Here is a 23,368-nt window from a genome sequence, read left to right as displayed (position 1 = left end):
GCCGGGGCATCCGTCCTGAGGGATTCGGCTGGACTCTCGCCGTCACGCAGCTGCTCGGCCGGCGCCACGGCGTCGGCGCCGAGCGCTGATCGACGGGAGCGCTCAGTTGTCCCGGTGACCCGGCCGATAGGGCATCACATGATCCGAGCCCTCGTCGTGGACGACTCCGCCGTGCTCCGGCGGCTCATCACCACCGTGCTGTCCTCGGATCCCGGGATCGAGGTGGTCGGCACCGCGACGAACGGCCGCGAGGCGATCGCGCGGGTCGACGAGCTGCGGCCCGACATCGTCACCCTCGACATCGAGATGCCCGAGCTCGACGGGCTCGGTGCCGTCGAGATCATCCACCGCAACCACCCGCGGCTGCCGGTGATCATGTTCAGCACGCTGACCGAGAAGGGCGCGGCCGCGACGTTGCAGGCGCTCTCGCGCGGCGCGTCGGACTACGTCACCAAGCCCTCGGGTGCCGGCTCGGTGCACGAGTCGATGGCGCGGGTGCGCGAGGAGCTCGTGCCCCGGATCAAGGCGCTGACCGGCACCCGACGCATGGTGCCGCAGGCCCCGCCGCCGGTACGGCGACGCCTCGCGGGCGAGCTCGCCCGGCCTCAGGTGCTCGTGATCGCCTGCTCCACCGGCGGGCCCGATGCGCTGTGCACCGTGCTCTCGAACCTCCCCGCGACCTTCCCGCTGCCGGTGCTGGTGACCCAGCACATGCCGCCGGTCTTCTCCACCCAGCTCGCCCACCGTCTCGACCGCCTCTCGCCGCTCGCCGTGCGCGAGGCCGCCGACGGCGACGCGGTGCTGCCGGGCACGGTGCTCCTCGCCCCCGGCGACTACCACCTGCGGCTGGCACGGGACGGCGTCGCGGTGCGGGCCCGGCTCGACCAGGGCGAGAAGGAGAACTTCTGCCGCCCGGCGGCCGACCCGCTGTTCCGCTCCGCCGCGCAGGTCTACGGCCGGTCGGCCCTGGCGGTGGTCCTCACCGGCATGGGCCAGGACGGCCTGCTCGGCTCCCGCGCCGTCTCCGAGGCCGGCGGGTACGTCATCACCCAGGACCAGGAGTCCTCGGTGGTGTGGGGCATGCCGGGCGCGGTCGCCGGGGCCGGCATCGCCGACGAGATCCTGCCGCTCGACACGGTGGCCTCGCGACTGATCAGCGTCGCGACCCGGCAGGCACGGGTGCCGCTGCGCACCTGATCGGCCCGCACCCCGGCCGGTGGTCGAGGTGCGAGCGCAGCGAGCCGCGAGGCCCCCGCACTCCAGGCGCCTACCGGTACCGGCCGCCGTCCGTCTCACTGGGTCTCGCGGCTCGTCGCTGGCGCTCCTCGCACCTCGACCACCGGCCGCTCCCCGCGGCTCGTCGCTGGCGCTCCTCGCACCTCGACCACCGACCGGTTCGCACCTCGACCACCGGCCGTCGTGGACCGGCGGCGCTCAGGCCGAGCGCCACACCGATATCGCGCTGGTGCTCGTGTGGTCGAAGGGCGCCCGGTCCCAGGAGCCGTGCCGGGCCTCGAGGGTGAGGCCGGCCAGGCGGGCCATCAGGTCGAGCTCGGCCGGCCAGGCGTAGCGGAAGCGGCCGGTGCCGTAGCGCACGGTGCCCGGGGGTGCGTCGGGGTCGTGGCGGTAGTGGTGCGAGACGCAGCTCTGGGTCGCGACGTCGAACTCGTCGAGCACGATGTGATCGCCGAGCTCCGCCGTCGCCAGCGCCACCCGGCCGCCTGCGGAGAGCCGGTCGATCTCGGGGATCCACAGCTCGACGACGAACCGTCCGCCCGGGCGCAGGTGGGCGGCGGCGTTGGCGAAGCACGCCACCTGCTCGTCCTGGGTGCACAGGTTGGAGAGGCTGTTCCAGACGAGGACGACGAGCGCCGCGCTGCCGGGCGCGCCGACCCGCTGCGTGGCCATGTCGCCGACCGTCACCTCGATCTCCCGGCCGCCGGGCTTGGCGCGCAGCTGCTCGACCATCGGCGTGGACAGTTCGATGCCGCGCACCTCGAGTCCCCGCTCGCGCAGAGGGAGCGCGATCCGGCCGGTGCCGATGGCGAACTCGACCACCGGCCCGCCCTCGGCGAGCCCGACCAGCAGGTCGACCGCCGGATCGAGCACGTCGGGGGCGAACATCTCCGCGCTGTCCGCGTCGTAGCGCGCGGCTGTCTCGGCGTCCCACACCTCGCTGCTGGTCATGGGGCCACCCTCCCCGACCCGGGCCGCGGACGGCGAGCGGATATCCGGGGCCGTCAGCCCGGCGCGTGACCCAGCTCGGCGGACAGCGCCGCCGCGCCCCGCGCGACGTAGGCGCCCATCTCCTCCAAGCGGGCACCGAGGCGGGCCTTGGGGGCGCTGATGTTGACCGCGGCGATGATGGCTCCGGTGGCGTCGCGCACGGGCGCGGACGCCGCCACCACGCCGTCCTCGAGCTCGGAGGACGACGTCGCGTAGCCGCGCTGGCGGATCCGGGTGAGCTCGGCGAGCAGGGTGTCGAGGTCGTGGACGACCAACTGCTCGGGCGCGGGGTCGGTCACCAGGGAGAACGCGCCGGGCGCGTGCTCCTCGCGGGGGTTGACGAGGGCCTCGTCGCGCCCGTGCGCGGTGTACCAGGAGGCGACCGAGGCGCGGTCCCAATCGCTGATCAGCACGCGACCGGACGGCGTGCGCCAGGCCGCGGTGGTGGTGCCGGCCCAACTGGTCGTGCCGACGACCTGGGAGCTCATCTCGCTGACGAGCGTGAGCACGTTGCCGCCGCGCAGCACGCACAGGTGCGTGGTCTCCCGGGTGGAGGTGGCCATCTGGCGCAGCAGCGGTCGCGCCTGCTGCACGAGCATCGCCTCCTGGGTCTGGGCGGCCAGGGCGAACAGCTTGGGCCCGAGGTCGTAGGTGAGGCGCTCGGGGTCGCGGCGCAGGATGCCGGCGTCGGCGAGGGTCGCGAGCGCCCGGGAGACCGTGGCCTTGTCGCGGCCGAGGAGCTCGGCGATGCGCAGCACGCGCAGCCCGCCCTCGCGCCGCGCCTCGGCGCCGGCGAGCAGTTCGAGCACCTCGAGGTCGCGGACCAGGCCGCTGGAGTTGCGGCGCCCGGCGGGCGGGGGAGCGGTGGCCATGCCGCGACCCTAGACCTGTGTTGCCATATGCACAACGGCTGTTGTGACTGATCAACCCGCCCTGCCAAGGTCCTCCCGTCCACCCGTTGTGACCGTCGTCACGCGAAGCCACCAGGAGGTGACATGGCGACCCCCACCCCCCGCGCCGAGGGCTACCAGGGCCTCGACGGCCTGCAGACCTTCCTCGAGCGTCGGCAGGACGACCTGACCCAGATGCTCATCGACCACATCACGGTCGTGGCGCTCTCCGTCGGCATCGCCACCGTGCTCAGCATCGCCATCGCACTGCTGGTCTGGGACCGGCCGATCGGCCGCACCCTCGCGGTCACCTCGACCGCGGTCATCCTCACCGTGCCCTCGCTGGCGCTGCTGGCGATCCTCAGCCCCCTGTTCGGGCTCGGATGGGGACCGACGGTGACCGCGCTCGTCCTCTACTCGATGCTCCCCATCGTCCGGAACACCATCACCGGCCTGCGCGAGGTGCCCGCCCACGTGCTGGAGTCGGCCCGCGGGATGGGGATGGGACGCACCCGCGTGCTGCTCCAGGTGCAGCTGCCGTTGGCCTGGCCGATCATCCTCACCGGCATCCGCGTCGCCACCCAGCTGGCCATCGGCATCGCGGCGATCGGCGCCTACGTCGCCGGCCCCGGACTCGGCCAGTACATCTTCAAGGGCCTCTCCTCGCTCGGGTCGCTGAACGCCCTCAACTACGCCCTCAGCGGCACCCTCGGCGTCGTCCTGCTCGCGCTGGTCGCCGACGCCCTCTTCATCCTCATCGCCCGCTTCACCACCCCGAGGGGTCTTCGTGCCTGACACCGCCCAGGGCTCCGCCGCCCGCCTGTTCCCGTCCGCCGCCACCACCTCCGGTGGGGTCGGCATCGAGCTCGACCACGTCACCAAGACCTACCCCGGTCAGCCGGTCAGCGCCGTCGAGGACTTCTCGATGCGCATCGAGCCCGGCGAGCTCGTGATGTTCGTCGGCCCCAGCGGCTGCGGCAAGACCACGACGATGAAGATGGTCAACCGGATCATCGAACCCACCAGCGGCTCGATCCGCATCGACGGCCAGGACGTCCTCCACCTCTCGCCCGACCAGCTGCGCCGGCACATCGGCTACGTCATCCAGCAGATCGGCCTGTTCCCGCACATGACGATCGCCGACAACATCGCGGTGGTCCCGCGGCTGCTCGGCTGGTCGAAGAAGCGCACCGCCGAGCGCGTGGAGGAGCTGCTGCGCACCGTGCAGCTCGACCCGGGCGTGTTCGCCAAGCGCTACCCGCGCCAGCTCTCGGGCGGTCAGCAGCAGCGCGCCGGCGTCGCCCGGGCACTCGCGGCCGACCCGCCGGTGATGCTCATGGACGAGCCCTTCGGCGCCACCGACCCGATCACCCGCGAGCGCCTCCAGGCGGAGTTCCTGCGACTCCAGGCCGAGATCGGCAAGACGATCATCTTCGTCACCCACGACTTCGACGAGGCCGTGCGCCTCGGCGATCGCATCGCGGTGCTCGGCGAGCGCAGCCGCATCGAGCAGTTCGACACCCCCGACGCGATCCTCGCCGCGCCCGCCAACGACTACGTCGCCTCCTTCATCGGCTCCGGCGCCGCGCTCAAGCGCCTCGCGCTGGTGCCGGTCTCCCGGGCCGCCCTGCTGCCCGCGGACGCCGTCGCCCGCCCGCGGATCGCGGCCACCCGTTCCCTGCGCGACGCGCTCGACCAGCTCATCGCGACCGGCTCCGACGCCCTCGACGTCGTCGACGGTGCCGGCACCGACGGCGCCGTCATCGGGCGGATCGGCCAGGCCGAGATCTCCGCGGCGCTGCGCGGACGGCGTGCCGAGACGGTGACGCCATGAGCGTGCAGACCCTCGCGGCGCCGTCCACCGCCCGGTTGACGCCGGCGAAGGTGCTCGTCGCGCCCGCGCTGGTCGGGCTCGGTCTCGTGGTGCTCTACCTGTGGGTGCAGAGCCAGCAGCTGGACTCCATCGAGCAGCGCACCCTCAACAGCGACTACCTCGTCGACCGGGTCCGCGAGCACCTCCAGCTCTCGTTCGCGGCCGCCGCCCTGGTGGCGCTGCTCGCGATCCCGATCGGGACGCTCATCCATCTCGCCACCTCGCGCCTGCTGCGCTCGGTGGTGCTTGGTCTGGCCAACATCGGCCAGGCCACCCCCGCGGTCGGCGTCGTCATCCTGCTGGCGATCGTCTGGAAGACCGGCTTCACCACGGCCCTGGTCTCCCTCGTCGCCTACTCGTTCCTGCCGGTGCTGCGCAACACGCTCACCGGCCTGGCCGAGGTCGACGCCGCCACCCGGGAGTCCGCGCGCGGCATGGGCATGACCCGCCTGCAGGTGCTGCTGCGCATCGAACTCCCGCTCGCCTCGCCGGTGATCCTCGCCGGCCTGCGCACCTCGCTCGTCTTCGCCGTCGGGGTCGCGACCATCGCGACCTTCATCAACGCCGGCGGTCTCGGGGACATGATCGTGAACGGCCTCAAACTCCAGCGCTATCCGGTGCTCATCGTCGGCTCCAGCCTGGTCGCCGCCATCGCGATCCTCATCGACTGGCTCGCCGGTCTCGTGGAGGAGTTCGCACGCCCGCGGGGCCTCTAGCCCCTCGGACGGCGTCCCGCCCGCCTTCCCACACCCCACACCCACGAAGGAACACGATGAAGAAGAAGCTCGCCCCTGCCCTCCTCGGAATCGGCGTCCTCGCCCTCACCGCCGCGTGCGGCGGAAGCGGCGGCGGTTCGGCGTCCGGCAGCAAGGGAGACGAACTGGAGGGCCTGACCGGCACGATCGGGTCGAAGGACTTCTCCGAGCAGTACATCCTCGCCCACATCACCGGCGAGCTGCTCAACGCCCACGGCGCCGACGTCGACGTCAACACCCAGCTGGTCGGGTCGGCCAACGTGCGCCAGGCGCTGGAGAACGGCGACTTCATCGGCTACTGGGAGTACACCGGCACCTCCTGGATCACCTACAACAAGGAGACGACGCCGATCACCGACCCGGCCGAGCAGTTCGACGCCGTCAAGGCCGCCGACGCCGAGGCCGGCATCGCCTGGCTCGACCCCGCGCCGTTCAACAACACCTACGCCTTCGCGATCCGCTCCGACAAGGCCGCCGAGCTCGGGGTGACCACCCTCAGCGACGTCGCCGCCCTGCCGGTCGAGGAGCAGACCTTCTGCATCGAGAGCGAGTTCTCCACCCGCGACGACGGCTGGCCGGGCCTGAAGGCCGCCTACGGCATCGACGTCCCCGACTCCAACGTCACCCTGCTCGACACGGGTGTCATCTACACGGCCACGCAGAAGGGCGAGGACTGCAACTTCGGCGAGGTGTTCTCCACCGACGGCCGCATCCGGGCCCTCGACCTCCTCGTCATGGACGACGACCAGAAGTTCTTCCCCGTCTACCAGGGCGGTCTGACGATGAACGCCGACCTCGTCGCGAAGTACCCCGCGATCGCCGACGTCATCGCCGAGGTGGCGCCGCTGCTGACCACCGAGAAGATGCAGGAGCTCAACGCGAAGGCCGACGTCGACGGCGAGGACCCCGAGGACATCGCCATCGACTTCCTCACCGAGGAGGGCCTCATCTCGTGAGCGAGCTCTACCAGGTGGGCGAGTCGTTCATCGGCTCCGGCCCGAACGCCGCCCACATCAACACGGTGCTCGGCACGCGCTCGGGCGCGGTCGGCACCGCGTGGGCCACGGCGCTCGCCACCCCCAGCCCCGGCCACGTGCCGTTCATGGCCGTGATGCAGCCCGGTCTGCCGGTCAAGCCCGCCACCCTCTTCGTCACCAAGGCCGCGCCCGAGGGCGACGTGCACGGACAGATGATCTGGGGTCCGGCGCAGGCCGGTGTGGCCGGCGGGGTCGCCGACGCGCTGGCGAGCGGCGCGCTCGACGGTGTCGACCTCGACGACGTCGTCCTCATCTGCGCGGTCTGGGTGAACCCGGCCGCCGACGACGCCGACGAGGTCTACCGCAACAACCGCGAGGCCACCGCCACCGCCCTGTCCAACGGCGCCCAGCGGCTGCCCACTCGCGAGCAGGTGCTCGCCGTGCGCGACGCGGTCGTCAACCCCTTCTACACGCCACCCGTCTCAACGACCCTGTGAGGACACGTCACACCATGCAGCACCAGGCGAACACCCCGACCGCCGCGCCCACCCGCATCGGCTTCATCGGCCTCGGGAGCATGGGTTCGGGCATGACCCGCAACCTGCTGAAGGCCGGCTACCAGCTGGTCGTCCACGACACCCGTCCGGAGATCCTGGACGAGTACGCCGCCCTCGGCGCGGAGATCGCGGACTCCGCGGCCGCGGTCGCCGCCGCCACGGGCACCGTCATCACCATGCTGCCGACGCCGGCGATCGTGAGCGAGGTGCTCAACGGCCCGGACGGCGTCCTGGCCGGCCTTCCCGACGGCGGCACCTGGATCGACATGTCCACCTCGGTGCCCGCGGTGGCCGACGACGTCCGCCGCCGTACCGCCGACCGGGGCATCGCCGTGCTCGACGCCCCGGTCAGCGGCATGGCGGTCGGCGCGGCGACCGGCCGGCTGCAGATCTTCATCGGCGGCGATGCCGCCGACGTCGCCCGGCTCCGCCCGGTCTTCGAGGCCATGGGCGACCCCGAGCGGATCCTCCATGTCGGCCCGCACGGCGCCGGGTACGCCGTGAAGCTGATGATCAACCAGCTGTGGTTCTCCCACCTCGTCGCCACCGCCGAGGTGCTGGCGGTCGGCGTCAAGGCCGGCGTCGAGCTCGGGGTGCTGCGCGATGCCCTCATCGCCAGCCCCGCGAACAGCAACTTCCTCGAGAACGACGTGCGCTGCATCCTCGAGCAGGGCGACTACGACGAGGGCTTCGCCATCGCGCTGGCCTGCAAGGACCTCGGCCTCTCCACCGATCTGGCGGCAGCCGTCGGGATGCCGGTGGAGGTCTCGGCGGTCGTCGAGCAGGTCTACCGCCGCGCCCGCGCCTCCTACGGCGACCGGGCCGGCGAGATGACGCCGTTCAAGCTCTACGAGGACCTCCTGGGCACCCCGATGCGCCTGGCGCCCGCCGCGACCCCCGAGGCGGTCGGCGCATGACCGACCGGCCCACCGATCTCTTCGTCGACGGCACCTGGCGGCCGGCGGCGAGCGGCCGGCGCTTCGACGTCCACGACCCGGCCACCGGCGAGGTCATCGCCTCGGTCGCCGACGCAGGCGCCGAGGACGCCCTGGCCGCCCTCGAGGCGGCCCACCGGGCCCAGGCCCCCTGGGGCCGGACGCCGACGCGGGTGCGCGCGGAGATCCTGCGCCGCGCCTTCGACGCCCTCACCGCACGCTCGGAGGAGTTCGCGCGCCTCATCACCGCCGAGATGGGCAAGCCGCTCGCCGAGAGCCGCGCCGAGGTCGCCTACGGCGCGGAGTTCCTGCGCTGGTTCAGCGAGGAGGCGCCGCGCATCTCCGGCCGCTACCTCGAGGCCCCGGACGGCGCCAACCGCTTGCTGGTGCGCAAGCGCCCGGTCGGACCGTGCCTGCTGATCACGCCGTGGAACTTCCCGATCGCGATGGCCACCCGCAAGATCGCCCCGGCGATCGCCGCCGGCTGCACGATGGTGCTCAAGCCGGCCGACCTCACCCCGCTCACCTCGCTGCTCTTCACCGAACTGCTGGCCGAGGTCGGTCTGCCCGACGGCGTCCTCAACGTCGTCACCACCACCGACCCCGCCGCGATCAGCGGGCCGCTCCTGGCCGACGAGCGGCTGCGCAAGCTCTCCTTCACCGGCTCCACGCCGGTCGGACGCCGCCTCATCGCGGCCTCCGCCGACCGCGTGCTGAAGGTCTCGATGGAGCTCGGCGGCAACGCCCCGTTCGTCGTCTGCGCCGACGCCGACGTCGACGCCGCGGTCGAGGGCGCGGTCGTGGCGAAGATGCGCAACGGGGGCGAGGCCTGCGTGGCCGCCAACCGGCTGCTGGTGCACCGGTCGGTGGCCGAGGAGTTCACCGCGAAGCTCGCCGCCCGGCTCTCGGCCTTCGTCGTCGGCCCCGGTGACGCCCCGGGGACGACGCTCGGACCGCTCATCGACGAACGGTCGCGGGCCAAGGTCGCGGGCCTCGTCGACGACGCCGTCGCGGCCGGCGCGACCGTGCTGACCGGCGGTTCCGTGCCCGAGGGCCCAGGCTGGTTCTACCCGCCGACCGTGCTTGCCGACGTGCGACCCGAGATGACGATCGCGAACGAGGAGATCTTCGGTCCGGTCGCGCCGGTGCTCGTCTTCGACACCGAGGAGGAGGCGGTCGCCCTGGCGAACGCCTCGGAGTTCGGCCTGGTCTCCTTCGTCTTCACCCGCGACCTCGACCGGGCGCTGCGCCTCTCCGAGCGGCTGGAGGCCGGGATGATCGGCATCAACACCGGCGTGGTCTCCAACCCGGCCGCGCCCTTCGGCGGCGTCAAGGCCTCGGGTCTGGGCCGCGAGGGCGGCGCCGAGGGCATCGAGGAGTACCTCGAGACCATCTACGTCGGCATCCGCGACCCGTACGCCACGGCCGAGGCGGGGGTGGCGTGATGTCCGATCCCAACGCCGTCGAGGCCTTCGGGCTCGACCACTTCTCCCTCGCCGGGCGCCGCGCCGTCGTGACCGGCGGCAACACCGGCCTCGGACACGCCTTCACCCTCGCCCTGGCCAGCGCCGGAGCCGACGTGTTCGTGCCCAGCATCACCGAGGACGACGGCGTCACCGCCGCCGCGGTGGCCGCTACCGGACGCCGCTACGTGCCGATGCGCGCCGACCTCACGCGCCCCGGCGTCCCGGGGGAGGTGGTCGAGGCGTGCGTCGCCGAGCTCGGCGGCATCGACATCCTGGTCAACTCCGCCGGCATCTGCCTGCTGGCCGACGCGGCCGACTTCGGTCGCGAGCAGTGGGACCCGATGATCGCGGTGAACATGACCGCGGCGTTCGAGATCGCCCATGCCGCGAGCCGGTTCATGACGGCCCAGGGCAGCGGGAAGATCGTCAACATCGCCTCGCTGTTCTCCTTCCTCGGCGGCCGGCAGTCGCCTGCGTACGCCGCCACGAAGGCCGGCATCGTCGGCTTCACCAAGGCCTACTGCGACGAGTTGGCCGAGCACAACGTGCAGGTCAACGCGATCGCACCCGGCTACTTCGCCACGGCGATCACCACGGCCACGCGCTCCGACGACGACGCCAACCGCCGCATCGTCGAGCACATCCCGGCCGGGCGGTGGGGCGACCCCGCCGACCTCATGGGTGCGTTGGTCTTCCTCTCCTCGCGCGCCTCCGACTACGTCAACGGCCACGTGCTCGTGGTCGACGGCGGCTACCTGGTGCGCTGACCCGCACCCGCCGTCCAGCCCCGCCCACCCGACCGATCGCAAGGAATCCCCGGACCATGGTCGCTTCCCGCTCCACCCTCACCCGCGACGAGATCGTCGCGGCCGTCACCGACCTGCTCGGCCCCGAGGGGGTCGACACCGACGCCGCCCGGCTGCGGGCCGCCAGCGTCGACCGCTTCCGCAAGTACACCGCCGTCCACGACATCTTCGACGGCCCGTTCCCGGCCGCGATCGTCCACCCGACCTCGACCGCGCAGGTGGCGGCGCTGCTGGACTTCGCCCACCGCGAGCGCGTCGCCGTCGTCCCGCGCACCGGCGGCACCAGCACCGAGGGCGGTCTGGAGACCGTCGTCGCCGACTCGCTGGTGATCGACGGCTCGCGCATGGATCGTGTGCTCGCGGTCGACGCCGAGAACATGATGGTCACCGTCCAGTGCGGCGTCCCGCTCCAGCAGCTCGAGGACCTCCTGCGCGAGCAGGGCCTCACCACCGGCCACTCCCCGCAGTCCAAGCCGATCGCCCAGATGGGCGGCCTGGTCGCCACCCGCTCGATAGGCCAGTTCTCCACGCTCTACGGCGCGATCGAGGACATGGTCGTGGGGCTGGAGGCGGTGCTGCCCGGCGGTGAGGTGGTGCGCATCAAGAACGTGCCGCGCCGGGCCGCGGGCCCCGACATCCGGCACTTGCTCATCGGCAACGAGGGCACCTTGGCCTTCATCACCGAGGTCACGGTCAAGCTGTTCCGCTTCTACCCCGACACCACCCGCTACCACGGGTTCCTCGTGCCCGACTTCGCCGACGGCGTCCGCGTGCTGCGGGAGGTCATGGTCGCGGGCTACCGCCCCTCGGTGGCGCGGCTCTACTCGCCCGAGGACGCTCGCCAGCACTTCTCCGACCACCCGATGGACCAGAACCTCGTGGTGCTCTCGGCCGAGGGGCCCGCCGGGCTGGTGGCCGCGACGTCCCAGGCGATCGAGGAGGCCGCGGCCGCCGTCGTCCACACGCCGGTGCCCGAGGCGCGCATCCGGTCGTGGTTCGAGCACCTCAACTGGGGCCCGGACAAGATCGAGGCCGAGAAGAAGCAGATGCTCGCCACGCGGCACCTCGGCTACACCACCGAGGTGTCGGTCGACTGGTCGCGCACCGCCGAGCTGTACGACGCCGTCATGACCCGCATCCGCACGACCTTCCCGCGGGCCGCCGACCTCACCATGCTCGGCGCGCACTCCTCGCACAGCTACCAGACCGGCACGAACCTCTACTTCGTCTACGACTACGAGATCCGCTGCGAGCCGCGCGAGGAGATCGAGGAGTACCACGTGCCGCTCAACGCGATCATCGTGGAGGAGGCGCTCAAGGTCGGCGGGTCGATGGTGCACCACCACGGCGTCGGCAAGTACCGGACGCCCTGGGTGCAGGAGGAGCACGGCAGCGCCTACCGGCTGCTGGCCGGCCTCAAGCGCGAGTTCGACCCGCACCAGATCATGAACCCCGGCTCGGTCTACCCGCTCGACGCCGACGGCGCCGCGGTGCTGGAGGTCGCCGGCTCGTGACCGACCTCCTGCTCGCCATCGACGGCGGCTCGCAGAGCACCAAGGTCTCGGTGATCGACGCCGAGGGTGCGGTGCTGGCGAGCGCCGCGGTGGCGCTGCGGCCCTACGAGCTCGGGCCCGAGGGGCGCGCCGTCCACCCCGACGACGACCTGTGGGACTCGCTGACCGCGGCGACGCAGCAGGCGCTGGCCCGCTTCCGCGACGCCGGGGGCGACCTCGCCCGCCTGGCGGCGGTGGGGCTGTGCGGCATCCGTTTCTGCCGCGCGCTCCTCGACGCCGAGGGACGCCTCGTCGAGCCCGTGCTGAGCTGGATGGACGCCCGGGTCTCCCGGCCGCTGGCGGAGCAGCGCGACCCACGCGTCGCGCTGGTCGTGAGCGCCGGCGGCTACCTCGCGGTGCGTCTCACCGGCGAGCGCCGCGACAGCGCCGCGAGCTACCAGGGCATGTGGCCGCTCGACCCGGTGACCCGACAGTGGTCGGCCGACCCCGAGGCGTTCGCCCGTACCGGCATGCCGCGCGACCTCCTGCCGCACCTGGTCGATCCGGGCGGCCTGCTCGGCACCGTCACCGCCGAGGCCGCCGCGGCGTCCGGTCTGCCGGTGGGGCTGCCCGTCTACGCCACCGGCAACGACAAGGCCGTCGAGGCCCTCGGCGCCGGCCTCGTCGACCCGGGCACCACCCTGCTCTCGCTGGGCACCTACATCGCCGCCATGACGGTGGCCGAGGCGCATCGCCCCGACGGCGACGTCTTCTGGGTCAACGGCGCCGCCGAGCCGGGCCGCTACCTCGTCGAGAGCGTCGGCATCCGGCGCGGCATGTGGACCGTCACCTGGCTGCGCCGCCTCGTGACCGCCGCGTGCGCCGAACCGGACGCCGACCCGGCCGCCGTCCAGGCCTGGTTGGAGCGCGAGGCCACCGCCGTGCCGGCCGGCTGCGGCGGCCTGCGGGTCGTGCCCGACTGGCTCGCCCCGGGCGACGCACCGCACCGGCGCGGCACCATCCTCGGCCTCGACGGCTCCCATGGCGCGGCCGAGCTGCACCGCGCTGTCCTCGAGGGGATCGTGCTCACGATGCGCCGGCACACCGCCGCGATGGAGACCGCGATCGGCCTGGTCGCCGACCGGCTCATCGTCTCCGGCGGGGGCGCGCGATCGCCGCTGATGTGCCGCATCGCCGCCGACGTCTTCGACCGGCCCGTCGAACGCACCGCGGTGGAGGACGCCGCCGGCCTCGGCTCGGCGATCTGCGCCGCCGTCGGCCACGGGCTGCATCCCGACGTGGCCAGCGCCGTCAAGGCGATGGTGCGCCCCGGCGCGCTCGTGCACCCCGACCCGACGATGGTCGAGCGCTACCGCGCGATCGCCGCCGACCACGACCGCATCCTCGAGCACACCGACGCCTTCTACGCCGCGCGGTCCTGACGCCGATGCGGGCACCCGCCGTCGCGCGCGGGCCCGCATCGGGTGAGGATGGGCGGATGGGGGAGATCGACGACCTGCTCGCCTTCGCCGCGGCATCGCGGACGCCGGCCGGTTTCGGCTGGCTCGACGCCGCCGGCCGGCTGGAGGCCGACCGACCTCCGGCGCTGTGGATCACCTGCCGGATGACCCACGTCTACGCCGTCGCCATGCGCCTCGATCCGCAGGCGCCGTGGGGCGACCTGCTCGACCACGGCGTCACCGCCCTGCTCGACGGGCCGCTGCACGACACCGAGCACGGCGGTTGGTACGCGGCCGTGGGGGAGGAGGCGAAGGAGGCCTACGCCCACGCGTTCGTCGTCCTGGCCGGCGCCTCGGCCACCACCGCCGGCCACCCGCGCGGTCGCGAGCTGCTCGCCGAGGCGATCGCGGTGCTGCGCGACCGCTTCTGGGACGGCGCCGCCGGCATGTGCGTCGACAGCTGGAACCGCGACTTCTCGGTCTGCGACCCCTATCGCGGTCTCAACGCGAACATGCACGCGGTGGAGGCGCTGCTCGCGGCGGAGGACGCCGGGGTGGAGGCGAGCTGGGCGTCCTCGGCGTCCCTGCGCATCGCCGCCCGCGTCGCCGACGACCTCGGGCCGGCCCACGACTGGCGGCTGCCCGAGCACTTCGACGAGGCGTGGCGGCCGCTGCCGTACTTCAACCGCGACCACCCGGCCGATCCGTTCCGGCCCTATGGGGTGACCGTCGGCCACCTCTTCGAATGGGCCCGGCTGCTCGCCCACCGAGACGTCGCCTCCGCCGAGCCGCGGTTCGCCGCGGCGTCCCGCGCCCTCTACGACCGGGCCCGCGGCAGCGAGGGCGCCGACGGCGTCCCGGGGTTCCCGTACACGACCGACTTCGAGGGCGCTCCGATCGTGCGCGAGCGCATGCACTGGGTGATCGCCGAGGCGATGGCCGCGGCCACCGCGCTGGGCGAGGACGCCGATCGGGAGCGGTTCGCGGCCTTCGCGGCCGCCCACCATCGCGACCCGATCGGCGGCTCGTGGTGGCACGAGCTCGACACCGACCTGCGCCCCGGCGGCGTCCTGTGGCCGGGCAAGCCCGACGTCTACCACGCGCTCCAGGCGCTGTGGCTGCCGCAGCTGTGGCCGTGCGCCTCCTTCGCCGGCGTCAGGCGCCCGCGCCGCTCCTGATCGCGGCGATGCGCTCGATCAGCTCCTCCAGGGCGATCTCGAACTCCTCGGCCGACCGGTCCTGACGCAGCAGCGGTCGCAGGGAGGCGACCACGGGGAAGTCGCGCCGCATCTGAGCCAACGACGGGTCGTCGGGCGGGTCGGGGTCCTCGCCGTCCATGACGTCGAGCGGGCCGATGTCGGCGCCGCGGGCGGAGACCTCCAACAGCAGGTTGCCGAGCAGGAAGCCGGTGAACGCGCGATAGCTGTCGACCGCCGCGCGGTCGTCGAACCCCTCGGCACGCAGGCCCGCGAGGAAGGTCTCGACCCAGGCGAGGCTGCGCAGCGGCGGCCGCAGCCAGGGCGCCTCCGGGGGACGGGAGGCCACGAGCGGGAACGCCTTCGGATGCGCCAGCGCCACCCGGCGGACGCCGTGCGCGAGCCGCCGCAGGAAGTCCTCCCAGCCGTCGGTGGGGGCGTCGGGCACCTCGGGATCGTCGTGCATGTCGTCGATGAGCCGCTCGACGATCGCGTCGAGCAGTTCGTCCTTGCCCGGCACGTGGCGGTAGAGCGACATGGCCTCCACGCGCAGTCGCTTGCCGAGCTCCCGCATCGTCAGGGTGCCCAGGCCGCCGTCCTCGAGGTGGGCGAGGGCGGCGTCGATGACGGCGTCGCGGGTCAGGGGTGGGCGCGACGAGCGGGGACGACGGGTGGCGCGTGCGGGCACGGGTTCTCCTCTCCTGCTCCCGAACCTAGCCCTCGTCCGGCCGGGGCGAGCCGATGTGACGCGGGCCTCGTCGGGTCCCGGTTTCACCCCTGCGGGTCTCGGGCACGTTCTGCTTACGTCGTAAGTTTACAACGTAAGCCAATCGAAGGAGAGACCGTCATGGCCCACCCGAAGCGCAACCTGTTCGCCGTCCTCGGCTGGATCGTCTGGAAGCTGCTCGCCCTGGTCGGTCTCCCGGCCGCCAAGCGCAAGCTCGCCGAGCGCCGCGGGTCCGCGGCCTGAGCTGCGGCCTGAGCCGCGGCCCGCCACCGTCCATCCGCTCGTCACCACATCCGTCACGAAGGAGAGATCCCATGGGAGCGACCACCGCCGTCCGCCCCTCCGCCTGGGGCGCCGAGGTCGTCGGCACCGCCTGGCTCGTGCTCGCCGGCTGCGGCACCGCCGTGCTGGCCGGCGACCGGGTCGGCTACGCCGGCATCGCCGCCGCGTTCGGCCTGAGCGTGCTGACCGCCGCCTACGCGTTCGGCCACCTGTCCGGCGGCCACTTCAACCCCGCCGTCACCGTCGGCCTCGCCGCCGCGCGCCGCTTCGCGTGGCGCGACGTGCCCGGCTACGTGGTCGCCCAGGTCGTCGGCGCCCTCATCGGCGCCGGCCTGCTCCGCCTGATCGCGGGAGGCGCCCCCGGGTTCTCCGTCGCCGACGGCTTCGGCACCAACGGCTGGGGCGACGCCTCGCCCGGCGGCTACTCCTTCCTGGCGGTCGCGCTCACCGAGATCGTGCTCACCGGCGTCTTCGTGCTCGTCATCCTGGGCGTCACCGACACCCGCGCCCCGCACGGGTTCGCGCCCCTCGCGATCGGTCTCGCCCTGACGCTGATCCACCTCGTCGCGATCCCGGTCGACGGCACCTCGGTCAACCCGGCCCGCTCGCTCGCCCCGGCGCTCCTCGCCGGCGGCGACGCGCTCGCCCAGGTCTGGCTGTTCCTGCTCGCACCGGTGGTCGGCGGCGTCCTCGCAGCGGCCCTCCACCGCGTGCTCGGCGCCGAGGAGGCCCCGGCGCCGCTCGCCGAGGCCACCCGCGCCTGAGGCCCTGCCCCACCATCCCGACCGTTCCGTTCCACCCACCCGACCCCTAGGAGGTCACCATGTCGATCCACCACGACACCACCAGCAGCACGTCCTCGTCGGCCCTCGACCGGCACGCCGTCCTCGAGCGCCAGAAGCAGCAGTTCGGCGGCATCAAGCCCGGCGCCGCGTTCTTCGGCTGGCTCAGCGCGCTGGGCCTGACCGTCATCCTCTCGGCGTTCGTCGTCGCCACCGGCGCCACGATCGACCTCGTGCCCGACGGCACCGACAGCGGCCAGATCGGCTGGGACGGCGTCCTGCTGGTCGTCGCGGTCGTGCTCGTCTCCTTCGTCGCCGGCGGGTACGTGGCCGGTCGCATGGCCCGCTTCGACGGCGCCCGCCAGGGCCTGGCCGTCTTCGGCTGGACCGTCGTGATGTCGGTCGTCCTGGCCGTGCTCGGCGCCATCGCCGGCGCGAAGTTCAACCTGCTCGACCAGATCGACAGCTTCCCGCGCATCCCCAGCGACCTCGGTGAGCTCACCCTCCAGGCCGGCGCGGCCCTGGTCGGCGTCGTCCTCGCCGCGGCCCTCGGCTCGGTGCTCGGCGGCGTCGCCGGCATGAACTACCACCGCCGCATCGACATCGCCGGCCTCGGCCGCTGATCCGCCAGCTGACAGCGCCGTCCGCCCGATCCCCGGGCGGGCGGCGCTCGGCGATTCAGCCCCGCGCAAGGCTGATCGCGACCGCCACCATCGTCGCTGCGATGAGCACCTCGAGCACCTGCCAGGCCCGCGCGCTCGCCAGCAGCGGTGCCAGCAGGCGTGCGCCGAACCCCAGGCCGCTGAACCAGACGGCGCTCCCGACCCAGGCGCCGACCGCGAACCACCAGCGACCGCCGCCCTCGCCGTCGTGGGTCGCGGCGATCGAGCCCATGAGCACCACGGTGTCGAGGTAGACGTGCGGGTTGAGCCAGGTCAGGGCGACCGCACGCCGCACCACCGGCCCACGCTCCTCGCGCGGACCGTCCGATCCCGCGACCAAGCTCGCGGGACGCCGGGCGCGCCGCAGCGAGGAGGCGGCGTACCAGAGCAGGAACGCGACGCCGAACCACCGCACGACGTCGATGAGCCAGCCGGCCCGATCGACGATCGTGCCGATCCCGGCGACGCCGGCGGTGATGAGGACGACGTCCGAGACCGTGCAGATCGCCACCACCGCGCCGACATGCGAACGCGCGATGCCCTGGCGCAGCACGTAGGCGTTCTGGGCGCCGATGGCGACGATCAGGGTGAGGCCGGTCAGCAGGCCGGCGGCGGCGGAGTCGAGCACGCGACGACGGTAGGGGTCGCGGCATCATCAGGCCAGCGAATGTTCCTTCAGGACCTGAAGGGCCACTTAAGGTGGGGTCGTGCGCTTCGACCCGGTCCAGCTGGAGACCCTCGTCGCCATCGCGGAGGAGGGCACCTTCGATGCGGCCGCCCGACGACTGCATGTCACGCCCAGCGCGGTCAGCCAGCGCGTGCGTGCACTGGAGAACGCGGCCGGCACCGTGCTGGTCCGACGCACCGCACCGGCCGGTGTCACCCCGGCCGGCGAACCGCTCCTGCGGCTCGGCCGCCAGCTGCGGCTCCTCGCCGCCGAGGCCGCGGTCGAGGTGGCCGACGAGGGCGGAGCGCCGGGATCGGACGTCGTCGACCTGCGCGTCGCCGTCAACGCCGACTCGCTGCTCACCTGGTTCCCGCCCGTGCTCGGCGCCGTCGCCGGTCGCCCCGCCACCGCGTTGCGGCTCTTCATCGAGGACCAGGCCTACTCCCACGACCTCCTGCGCCGCGGCGACGTGCTCGCGGCGGTGACCGACAGTCCCGACCCCGTGCAGGGGTGCTCGGCCGAGCCGCTGGGCGTGCTGCGCTACGTCGCCGTCGCCGCCCCCGACCTGCTCGAACGGCATCGGCACGGGCGCCGACTCGATCGCGGCTCGTTGCCGATGGTGGTCTTCAACGAGCGCGACCACCTCCAGGACCGCGCCCTGGCGCCCCTCGGCCTCGACCGCCCCCGGGTGGTGCATCGGGTGCCCAGCGCGGCCGACTTCCTCACCGCGCTCGTCGCCGGTCTGGGCTGGGGGATGTGCCCGGTGCTGGCACTGCGCAGCGGTCCCGGTGCCGCGCTCGAGCGCCTGCGCGGCGTCCCGGCGATCGACGTCCCCTTGCACTGGCAGCGATGGCGGATCGCGAGTCCCGCGCTCGACGACCTCAGCGACGCCGTCCGCTCGGCCGCCCGGTCGCTGCGTCCTCCCGCATCGTGACGACGGTCACAGGGTGAACACTGCCGGACGGCCCGCGGAACAATCGTCTCCTCGCTGGTCTGGTCCGTTCCAGCGACGCACCATGGCGACATGGCCCAGCGCACCCACCCGCCGACGCAGCGCGGCTTCGCCGACGTCGATGCTGCCGCCGCGCGCGCCTACGTCGGTGCCGTCGGGTTGCCCCTCACGCTGCTGCCCGTGGTGCTGGTGCTCCTCCTCGTCGTCGGCGCCATCGAGGGGTGGGCCATCGCGCTCGCCGTCGCCGGCGGTGCCGCCGTGGGGATCGGCCTGGTCGTCGTGCTGTTCCGGATCATCCGGTCGACGTCGGCGCGCTGACCCCGTCCGCTGACCCCGTGGGCTGACCTCGGGAGCTGGTCCCGGGCCGCGCCCTCGTCGACCGCGCAGCCGCCACCCACCCGCCCCGATGGAGCCACCCCCACGGAGCGTGGCTCGGGCCCTCCGCGGCCGACCTCCGCACGAGCGCGCCGAGATCCGACCCTCCGGCCAGGAGTGAGCCGGCGACGAGGTGGGTAAAGGCCCTGCGCCACGCCCGGTCGAGGGGCGTGACGCGAAGTCCCGGGGACGCCGGTCCGCGCCGGCCAAGGATGCGAGAGAAGCAGATGAAGCACACATGGGGGAAGGGCACCGCCGAGCGGCGCCGTCTGATCCGGCCGGCCCACGTGGCGTTGGCCCTGGTCGTCGGTGCCACCGGCGCCCTGGTCACGGTCGCGAGCCAGGCGGGCACCGCCGAGGCCGCACCCGAGCGGGTGCTCCAGGCGGTCGACGTGAAGGTCGGCGACGACGGCCGCGTCGCCAGCATCACCAGTCGTGCGGTCCGCGATCCCGGTGAGGGCGGCAAGGTCACCGAGGACGTCGAGGAGCTCGACGCCGCGACCCTGGCCTCCCAGCTCCCGATCCGCGTGCAGACCACCTGGCGCCTCGGCGACCGCACGGGCACCGACCTCTCCGACATCGAGGGCGCGAAGGGCCGGGTCGTCATCGACCTCACCGTGCAGAACACCACCGTCCAGCCGCGCCAGGTCTCCTTCGACGCCGGCGGGGTCTCGCGGCAGCGCTGGGCGCTGGTCGGCACGCCGCTCACCGTCGTCGCCTCGGCCGACCTCGGCGAGGACTCCTACAGCTCGGTCGTCGTCCAGGACGACATGCACCCCGACGACATCACCAACGGCGTCCTGGGCCGCGGCACCGACAACAACGCGCAGGTCCAGTGGGCCACGATGCTCGCCCCGCCGCGCCTGGGCGCCAGCGCCACCCTGCGCCTGGTCCAGGACACCGACGACTTCGAGGTCCCGCGTTTCGACCTCAGCGTGCAGCCGGGCCTGGTCACCGACACCTCGCTGCGCTCGCTCCTCGAGGCGGCCTTCGGCGACGCCGACGACTCCAGCCTGACGCTGGAGAAGCGCACGATCTCGCTGATCACCAGCGTCACCTCGGTCCTCACCGAGGCGAGCTCGGTGCTCGCCCGCATCCAGACCGAGCTGAACGGATCGGCCACCACCCTCGGTGCCCGCACCATCTCCGACCTCCAGGGCTCGAGCTCGGAGGTCTCCTCCTCGCTGTCGGGCCTGACCCAGGACCTCGACTCGCTGAGCGCCGACATCGCCGGCCAGCTGCGCCAGACCAACGACCAGGCGCTGCGCGCCCTCCAGGGATCGGTCGACCAGGTGAGCCGCCTGCTCGGCGACCCCGACAAGGTCACCCCGCCCACCATCACCGACCAGCCCGACGGGTGCACCGTCGCCCCGCTGCCCGAGGGCAAGCGCCCGACCGTCATCCAGCAGATCGCCGCGGTCTCGGGCCAGCTGACCGCCCTCGCCGGTGCCACCAGCTCCTGCCGGGCGACCATCAAGCAGGGTCTGCTCGACACCGTCGGATCGGTCCAGCCCGACGGCACCTGCGCGCCGCTGCCCTCGGCCGTGTGCGGCATCCTCGGCGTGGGCAACGCGCTGACCAACCAGATCACCGCGATCCAGGTCTTCAGCCAGGGCTTCGCCAGCCGCTTCGACCCGGCGCTGGTGCAGAACATCACCACCACGGCCACCGCACTCGAGGACGCCGTCTCCGGCCTCGCCGAGAGTCTGGGCGGCCTCGGCACCGGCACGGCGCCGATCAAGACCCAGCTCGCGAACGCCGACAAGGCCCTCACCGACGCGCTCGCCCTGCTCCAGCCCAGCGGTGGCGCGACGCTCGCCTCCGAGGTCGGCTCGCTGCGCACCTCGGTCGACGGCGCGGTCACCGCGCTGACCGGCGCCACCGGCGGCGCCGCCGCCGACCTCCGATCGGTGCGCACCACCGTGTGCGCGACGCCCGGCAGCGCGGCCGACGCCGCCTCGGTGACCCTCGTGGGTGTCGACTGCGCCACCCCCGAGCCGACCACCGCTCCGGCCGGGTCGCTGCTGGCCCGGTTCCAGAGCATCGACTCCGTGCGCACCTCGCTGAGCACGGTCGCGACCGGCCTGAAGGACGTCGGCGACGACCTCGCCGCCGTGACCACCGCCGTCCAGAACGCGCAGACCGCCATCCGCACGGCCTCGGGGTCCACCGGCACCGTCGGCACCCAGGTCGGCTCGGCCTACTGCACGGTGGCGGCGATCATCCTCTCGGCCAAGGACTTCCCGACCGCCGCGTGCGGCACGGCCCCCGCCGAGGTCTCGCCGCTCGACGCACTCCGCACGGCGGTGACGAACCTCCAGGAGAAGCAGGGCACGCTGACCTCGGCCTCGATCGTCGAGGCCTTCACCGGTGCTCTCAACAGCCTCCAGCTCGGCACGAACAACGCCGCCCAGCAGGCCCAGCAGATCGCCCAGGCCGGTCAGGAGGCCGCCGACCGCACCGACAGCCTCATCGGCGGCCTGGAGGCCCAGCTCTCCAGCACCGGCGACCAGGTCTTCGCCGACGGTGCCGAGGCGGTGCGTCGCTCGCGCGACCGGCTCGCGACCACGGCCGCCCGATCGGGCGCCCAGCTGACCGCAGGCGTCGACGACACGGTCCGACGCATCGACGCCGACGTCGCCTCCTCCAACCGCAACGTGGCGGCGTCCCAGCGCCTGCTCCTCGCCGACCTGCGCAAGGTGCTGCTCGACCTCGGCGAACGCAAGAACAACGGCAGCGGGCTCCTCGGCTCGCTGGTCACCGGCGCCACGGCCACCGGGGTCAGCAACGACCGCATCCAGCGCGCCACCGACACCGCGATCGCCTTCAGCCGGGTGCGTGCCCAGGGGCTCGACGACCTGCTGCTTCAGCAGGCCCAGACCGCCCTGTCGCTCCAGCTCCAGGCGCAGTTCCCGATCTTCGGCATCGACCTGCCCGAGGGCAGCACCCACCAGACCGTCTTCTCGGTGCAGGTGGGGGCGTGATGCGGGCCCGACTGCTGCGCACCGGCCTCCCGGTGCTCGCCGCCGCCCTCGCCCTCGCGGGGTGCTCCGGTGACGACGACACCCCGCAGGGCCCTCGCCCGGCGGCCGTCGCCTTGAAGGACCTGAAGGTCGACGGCGATCTGCGGATCGGCCTGCTCGTCACCCTCGACTCCGCTCCGGGCCAGGGCGACGCGCTCCTCCCGGCCGCCTCGGGCGCCCAGGTGGCGGTCGAGCGGCTCACCCTGGGCGGCTCGAAGGTCAGCCTCGACGTCCAGGACGACCGGGGCACCGCCGACGGCGCGGTGCAGGCGATCGAGCGGTTCGTCGCCGACGGCGTCGGCGGCATCGTGGTGGCCTCGACCGGCGACCACCTCGACGACGCGCTGGCGGCGGCGAGCAAGGCCGGCGTCCCGGTGATCGCGCCCTACCTGCGCGACGCCGACGGACTCCCGGCCGGCGTGTGGCTCACCGGACCCGACGACCGCGGTGTCGCGGCCGCCACCCAGCGTGCGCTCGACGCCGACAAGCTCCTCGACCCCTTCGTCATCACCGCCGACGGCGTCAGCGCACCGGTCGACGGGCTCGAGGGCTCGGCCGGCACCGACCGCCCCGAGCGCGTCGTCGCCCAGGTCCGCAAGGCCGTCAAGGAGCAGCGGGCCGACAGCGTCGTCGTCGCCGCGGCCCCCGAGACCCAGGCCTCGATCGTGGCTGGGCTCCAGGGCGCGCTGCCCGACCTGCCGATCGTGCTGACCCCCGAGGCGCTCACCCCGGTCTTCGCCACCCGCCTCGTCGACGACGGCGGCACCCCCGCCGACGAGCTCACCAGCGTGGGGCTCGACGCCACCGACGCGACCACGCTGGCGCAGGGACCGCAGGCCGACGCAGCCGCGGCCTACTTCACCGCCCTGCGCCTGATGGCCGACGACCCCGACGCCACCGACGTGTTCGGCTCCACGCCCTTCGCGCAGGTGGCCGACGGCGCCGACATCGCCAGCCACGACGCCGTGATCGCCCTGGCGACCGCCGCTGCCTCGGCCGGCTCGGTGGCGCCCGCCGACGTCGAGAAGGCCCTCGACGGACTCACCGTCGAGGCCGCCGACGGGCTCGCCGGGCCGGCCCTCGACTTCTCGACCCCGGTCGCCCTCGACCAGTCCGACGTCGTCGCGTTGATCTCGACCTCCCAGGACCCCGGCGTCCGGCCAGCGGTGGCCGGCGCCGACCCGGGGCTGCACTGGTTCGCGATCCCCGTCGAGCAGGGCTGAGCCGGTGGGCGCAGCGAGCACGGCCGCCCGCGGAGGCGGCC

At 73.4% G+C, this 23,368-nt stretch carries 23 protein-coding genes; 19 read left to right on the top strand and 4 right to left on the bottom strand.

What is annotated here, in order from left to right; translation table 11 throughout:
- Window positions 1–138 precede the first annotated feature (138 nt).
- On the top strand, window positions 139–1,197 hold the full coding sequence (locus ABD671_RS03840; RefSeq protein ID WP_344731907.1) for a protein-glutamate methylesterase/protein-glutamine glutaminase: 1,059 nt from the start codon (window positions 139–141) through the stop codon (window positions 1,195–1,197).
- A 237-nt stretch (window positions 1,198–1,434) separates the two neighbouring features.
- On the opposite strand, the gene ABD671_RS03835 is transcribed toward ABD671_RS03840, so the two are convergent.
- Together ABD671_RS03835 and ABD671_RS03830 are read right to left on the bottom strand one after the other, a co-directional pair.
- Window positions 1,435–2,187 carry a class I SAM-dependent DNA methyltransferase gene (locus ABD671_RS03835; protein WP_344731906.1) on the bottom strand — a complete coding sequence of 251 codons (753 nt, stop codon included), beginning with the start codon at window positions 2,185–2,187 and terminating at the stop codon, window positions 1,435–1,437.
- A 53-nt stretch (window positions 2,188–2,240) separates the two neighbouring features.
- Complete coding sequence (locus tag ABD671_RS03830; protein ID WP_344731905.1) at window positions 2,241–3,098, bottom strand: IclR family transcriptional regulator; 858 nt, start codon at window positions 3,096–3,098, stop codon at window positions 2,241–2,243.
- A gap of 123 nt (window positions 3,099–3,221) precedes the next feature.
- Between ABD671_RS03830 and ABD671_RS03825 the strand changes: the two genes are divergently transcribed.
- Genes ABD671_RS03825 through ABD671_RS03775 form a run of 11 tightly spaced genes read left to right on the top strand, consistent with a single transcriptional unit; the run spans window position 3,222 to window position 14,616 of the window.
- Window positions 3,222–3,911 (top strand): ABC transporter permease, encoded by a 690-nt coding sequence (locus tag ABD671_RS03825; RefSeq protein WP_344731904.1) that lies wholly within the window; start codon window positions 3,222–3,224, stop codon window positions 3,909–3,911.
- Window positions 3,904–4,950, top strand: coding sequence for an ABC transporter ATP-binding protein (locus ABD671_RS03820; protein ID WP_344731903.1), 1,047 nt, complete (start codon window positions 3,904–3,906; stop codon window positions 4,948–4,950). The genes ABD671_RS03825 and ABD671_RS03820 overlap by 8 nt, the downstream gene beginning before the upstream one ends.
- Window positions 4,947–5,705: an ABC transporter permease gene (locus ABD671_RS03815; protein WP_344731902.1), complete on the top strand. Its 759-nt coding sequence runs from the start codon at window positions 4,947–4,949 to the stop codon at window positions 5,703–5,705. Before ABD671_RS03820 ends, ABD671_RS03815 begins: the two co-directional genes overlap by 4 nt.
- Window positions 5,706–5,761: 56 nt before the next feature.
- Window positions 5,762–6,700: a glycine betaine ABC transporter substrate-binding protein gene (locus ABD671_RS03810; RefSeq protein ID WP_344731901.1), complete on the top strand. Its 939-nt coding sequence runs from the start codon at window positions 5,762–5,764 to the stop codon at window positions 6,698–6,700.
- Window positions 6,697–7,218 (top strand): formaldehyde-activating enzyme, encoded by a 522-nt coding sequence (gene fae, locus ABD671_RS03805; RefSeq protein ID WP_344731899.1) that lies wholly within the window; start codon window positions 6,697–6,699, stop codon window positions 7,216–7,218. Before ABD671_RS03810 ends, fae begins: the two co-directional genes overlap by 4 nt.
- A 14-nt stretch (window positions 7,219–7,232) precedes the next feature.
- A complete protein-coding gene (locus ABD671_RS03800; protein WP_344731898.1) occupies window positions 7,233–8,195 on the top strand; it encodes an NAD(P)-dependent oxidoreductase in 963 nt (320 codons plus the stop codon).
- Window positions 8,192–9,658 (top strand): NAD-dependent succinate-semialdehyde dehydrogenase, encoded by a 1,467-nt coding sequence (locus ABD671_RS03795; RefSeq protein ID WP_344731897.1) that lies wholly within the window; start codon window positions 8,192–8,194, stop codon window positions 9,656–9,658. Before ABD671_RS03800 ends, ABD671_RS03795 begins: the two co-directional genes overlap by 4 nt.
- Entirely contained in the window at window positions 9,658–10,446 is a 789-nt protein-coding gene (locus ABD671_RS03790) for an SDR family oxidoreductase (RefSeq protein WP_344731896.1), read from the top strand. Before ABD671_RS03795 ends, ABD671_RS03790 begins: the two co-directional genes overlap by 1 nt.
- A 56-nt stretch (window positions 10,447–10,502) precedes the next feature.
- Window positions 10,503–11,999: an FAD-binding oxidoreductase gene (locus ABD671_RS03785; RefSeq protein ID WP_344731895.1), complete on the top strand. Its 1,497-nt coding sequence runs from the start codon at window positions 10,503–10,505 to the stop codon at window positions 11,997–11,999.
- Entirely contained in the window at window positions 11,996–13,420 is a 1,425-nt protein-coding gene (locus tag ABD671_RS03780) for an FGGY-family carbohydrate kinase (RefSeq protein WP_344731894.1), read from the top strand. Before ABD671_RS03785 ends, ABD671_RS03780 begins: the two co-directional genes overlap by 4 nt.
- Before the next feature lie 56 nt (window positions 13,421–13,476).
- The gene (locus tag ABD671_RS03775; protein ID WP_344731893.1) at window positions 13,477–14,616 is read left to right on the top strand and encodes an AGE family epimerase/isomerase; all 1,140 of its coding nucleotides are present in this window, start codon (window positions 13,477–13,479) and stop codon (window positions 14,614–14,616) included.
- Here the strand turns inward: ABD671_RS03775 and ABD671_RS03770 are convergent.
- On the bottom strand, window positions 14,594–15,322 hold the full coding sequence (locus ABD671_RS03770; protein WP_344731892.1) for a TetR/AcrR family transcriptional regulator C-terminal domain-containing protein: 729 nt from the start codon (window positions 15,320–15,322) through the stop codon (window positions 14,594–14,596). The genes ABD671_RS03775 and ABD671_RS03770 overlap by 23 nt on opposite strands.
- 159 nt (window positions 15,323–15,481) lie before the next feature.
- On the opposite strand from ABD671_RS03770, the gene ABD671_RS03765 reads away from it, so the two are divergent.
- The 3 genes from ABD671_RS03765 (at window position 15,482) to ABD671_RS03755 (ending at window position 17,048) form a co-directional block, all read left to right on the top strand.
- Window positions 15,482–15,604, top strand: coding sequence for a hypothetical protein (locus tag ABD671_RS03765; RefSeq protein ID WP_344731891.1), 123 nt, complete (start codon window positions 15,482–15,484; stop codon window positions 15,602–15,604).
- Window positions 15,605–15,675: 71 nt separating this feature from the next.
- The gene (gene aqpZ, locus ABD671_RS03760) at window positions 15,676–16,407 is read left to right on the top strand and encodes an aquaporin Z (protein ID WP_344731890.1); all 732 of its coding nucleotides are present in this window, start codon (window positions 15,676–15,678) and stop codon (window positions 16,405–16,407) included.
- A 59-nt stretch (window positions 16,408–16,466) separates the two neighbouring features.
- On the top strand, window positions 16,467–17,048 hold the full coding sequence (locus ABD671_RS03755) for a hypothetical protein (RefSeq protein ID WP_344731889.1): 582 nt from the start codon (window positions 16,467–16,469) through the stop codon (window positions 17,046–17,048).
- Between the two features lie 55 nt (window positions 17,049–17,103).
- On the opposite strand, the gene ABD671_RS03750 is transcribed toward ABD671_RS03755, so the two are convergent.
- On the bottom strand, window positions 17,104–17,715 hold the full coding sequence (locus tag ABD671_RS03750; RefSeq protein ID WP_344731888.1) for a LysE/ArgO family amino acid transporter: 612 nt from the start codon (window positions 17,713–17,715) through the stop codon (window positions 17,104–17,106).
- Window positions 17,716–17,794: 79 nt separating this feature from the next.
- Between ABD671_RS03750 and ABD671_RS03745 the strand changes: the two genes are divergently transcribed.
- The 4 genes from ABD671_RS03745 to ABD671_RS03730 all read left to right on the top strand — a co-directional run bounded on the left by ABD671_RS03745 (window position 17,795) and on the right by ABD671_RS03730 (window position 23,327).
- On the top strand, window positions 17,795–18,688 hold the full coding sequence (locus tag ABD671_RS03745) for an ArgP/LysG family DNA-binding transcriptional regulator (RefSeq protein ID WP_344731887.1): 894 nt from the start codon (window positions 17,795–17,797) through the stop codon (window positions 18,686–18,688).
- A gap of 90 nt (window positions 18,689–18,778) precedes the next feature.
- Window positions 18,779–19,024 (top strand): hypothetical protein, encoded by a 246-nt coding sequence (locus ABD671_RS03740; protein ID WP_344731886.1) that lies wholly within the window; start codon window positions 18,779–18,781, stop codon window positions 19,022–19,024.
- 284 nt (window positions 19,025–19,308) lie between these two features.
- Window positions 19,309–22,065 (top strand): hypothetical protein, encoded by a 2,757-nt coding sequence (locus tag ABD671_RS03735; RefSeq protein WP_344731885.1) that lies wholly within the window; start codon window positions 19,309–19,311, stop codon window positions 22,063–22,065.
- Window positions 22,065–23,327, top strand: coding sequence for a type 1 periplasmic-binding domain-containing protein (locus tag ABD671_RS03730; protein WP_344731884.1), 1,263 nt, complete (start codon window positions 22,065–22,067; stop codon window positions 23,325–23,327). Before ABD671_RS03735 ends, ABD671_RS03730 begins: the two co-directional genes overlap by 1 nt.
- Window positions 23,328–23,368: the final 41 nt, after the last annotated feature.

This window comes from Nocardioides fonticola (assembly GCF_039536805.1).
Classification (GTDB): Bacteria; Actinomycetota; Actinomycetes; order Propionibacteriales; family Nocardioidaceae; genus Nocardioides; species Nocardioides fonticola.
Note: the sequence above shows the minus strand (reverse complement) of the source record. Positions and strands in the feature narration are given on the sequence as shown.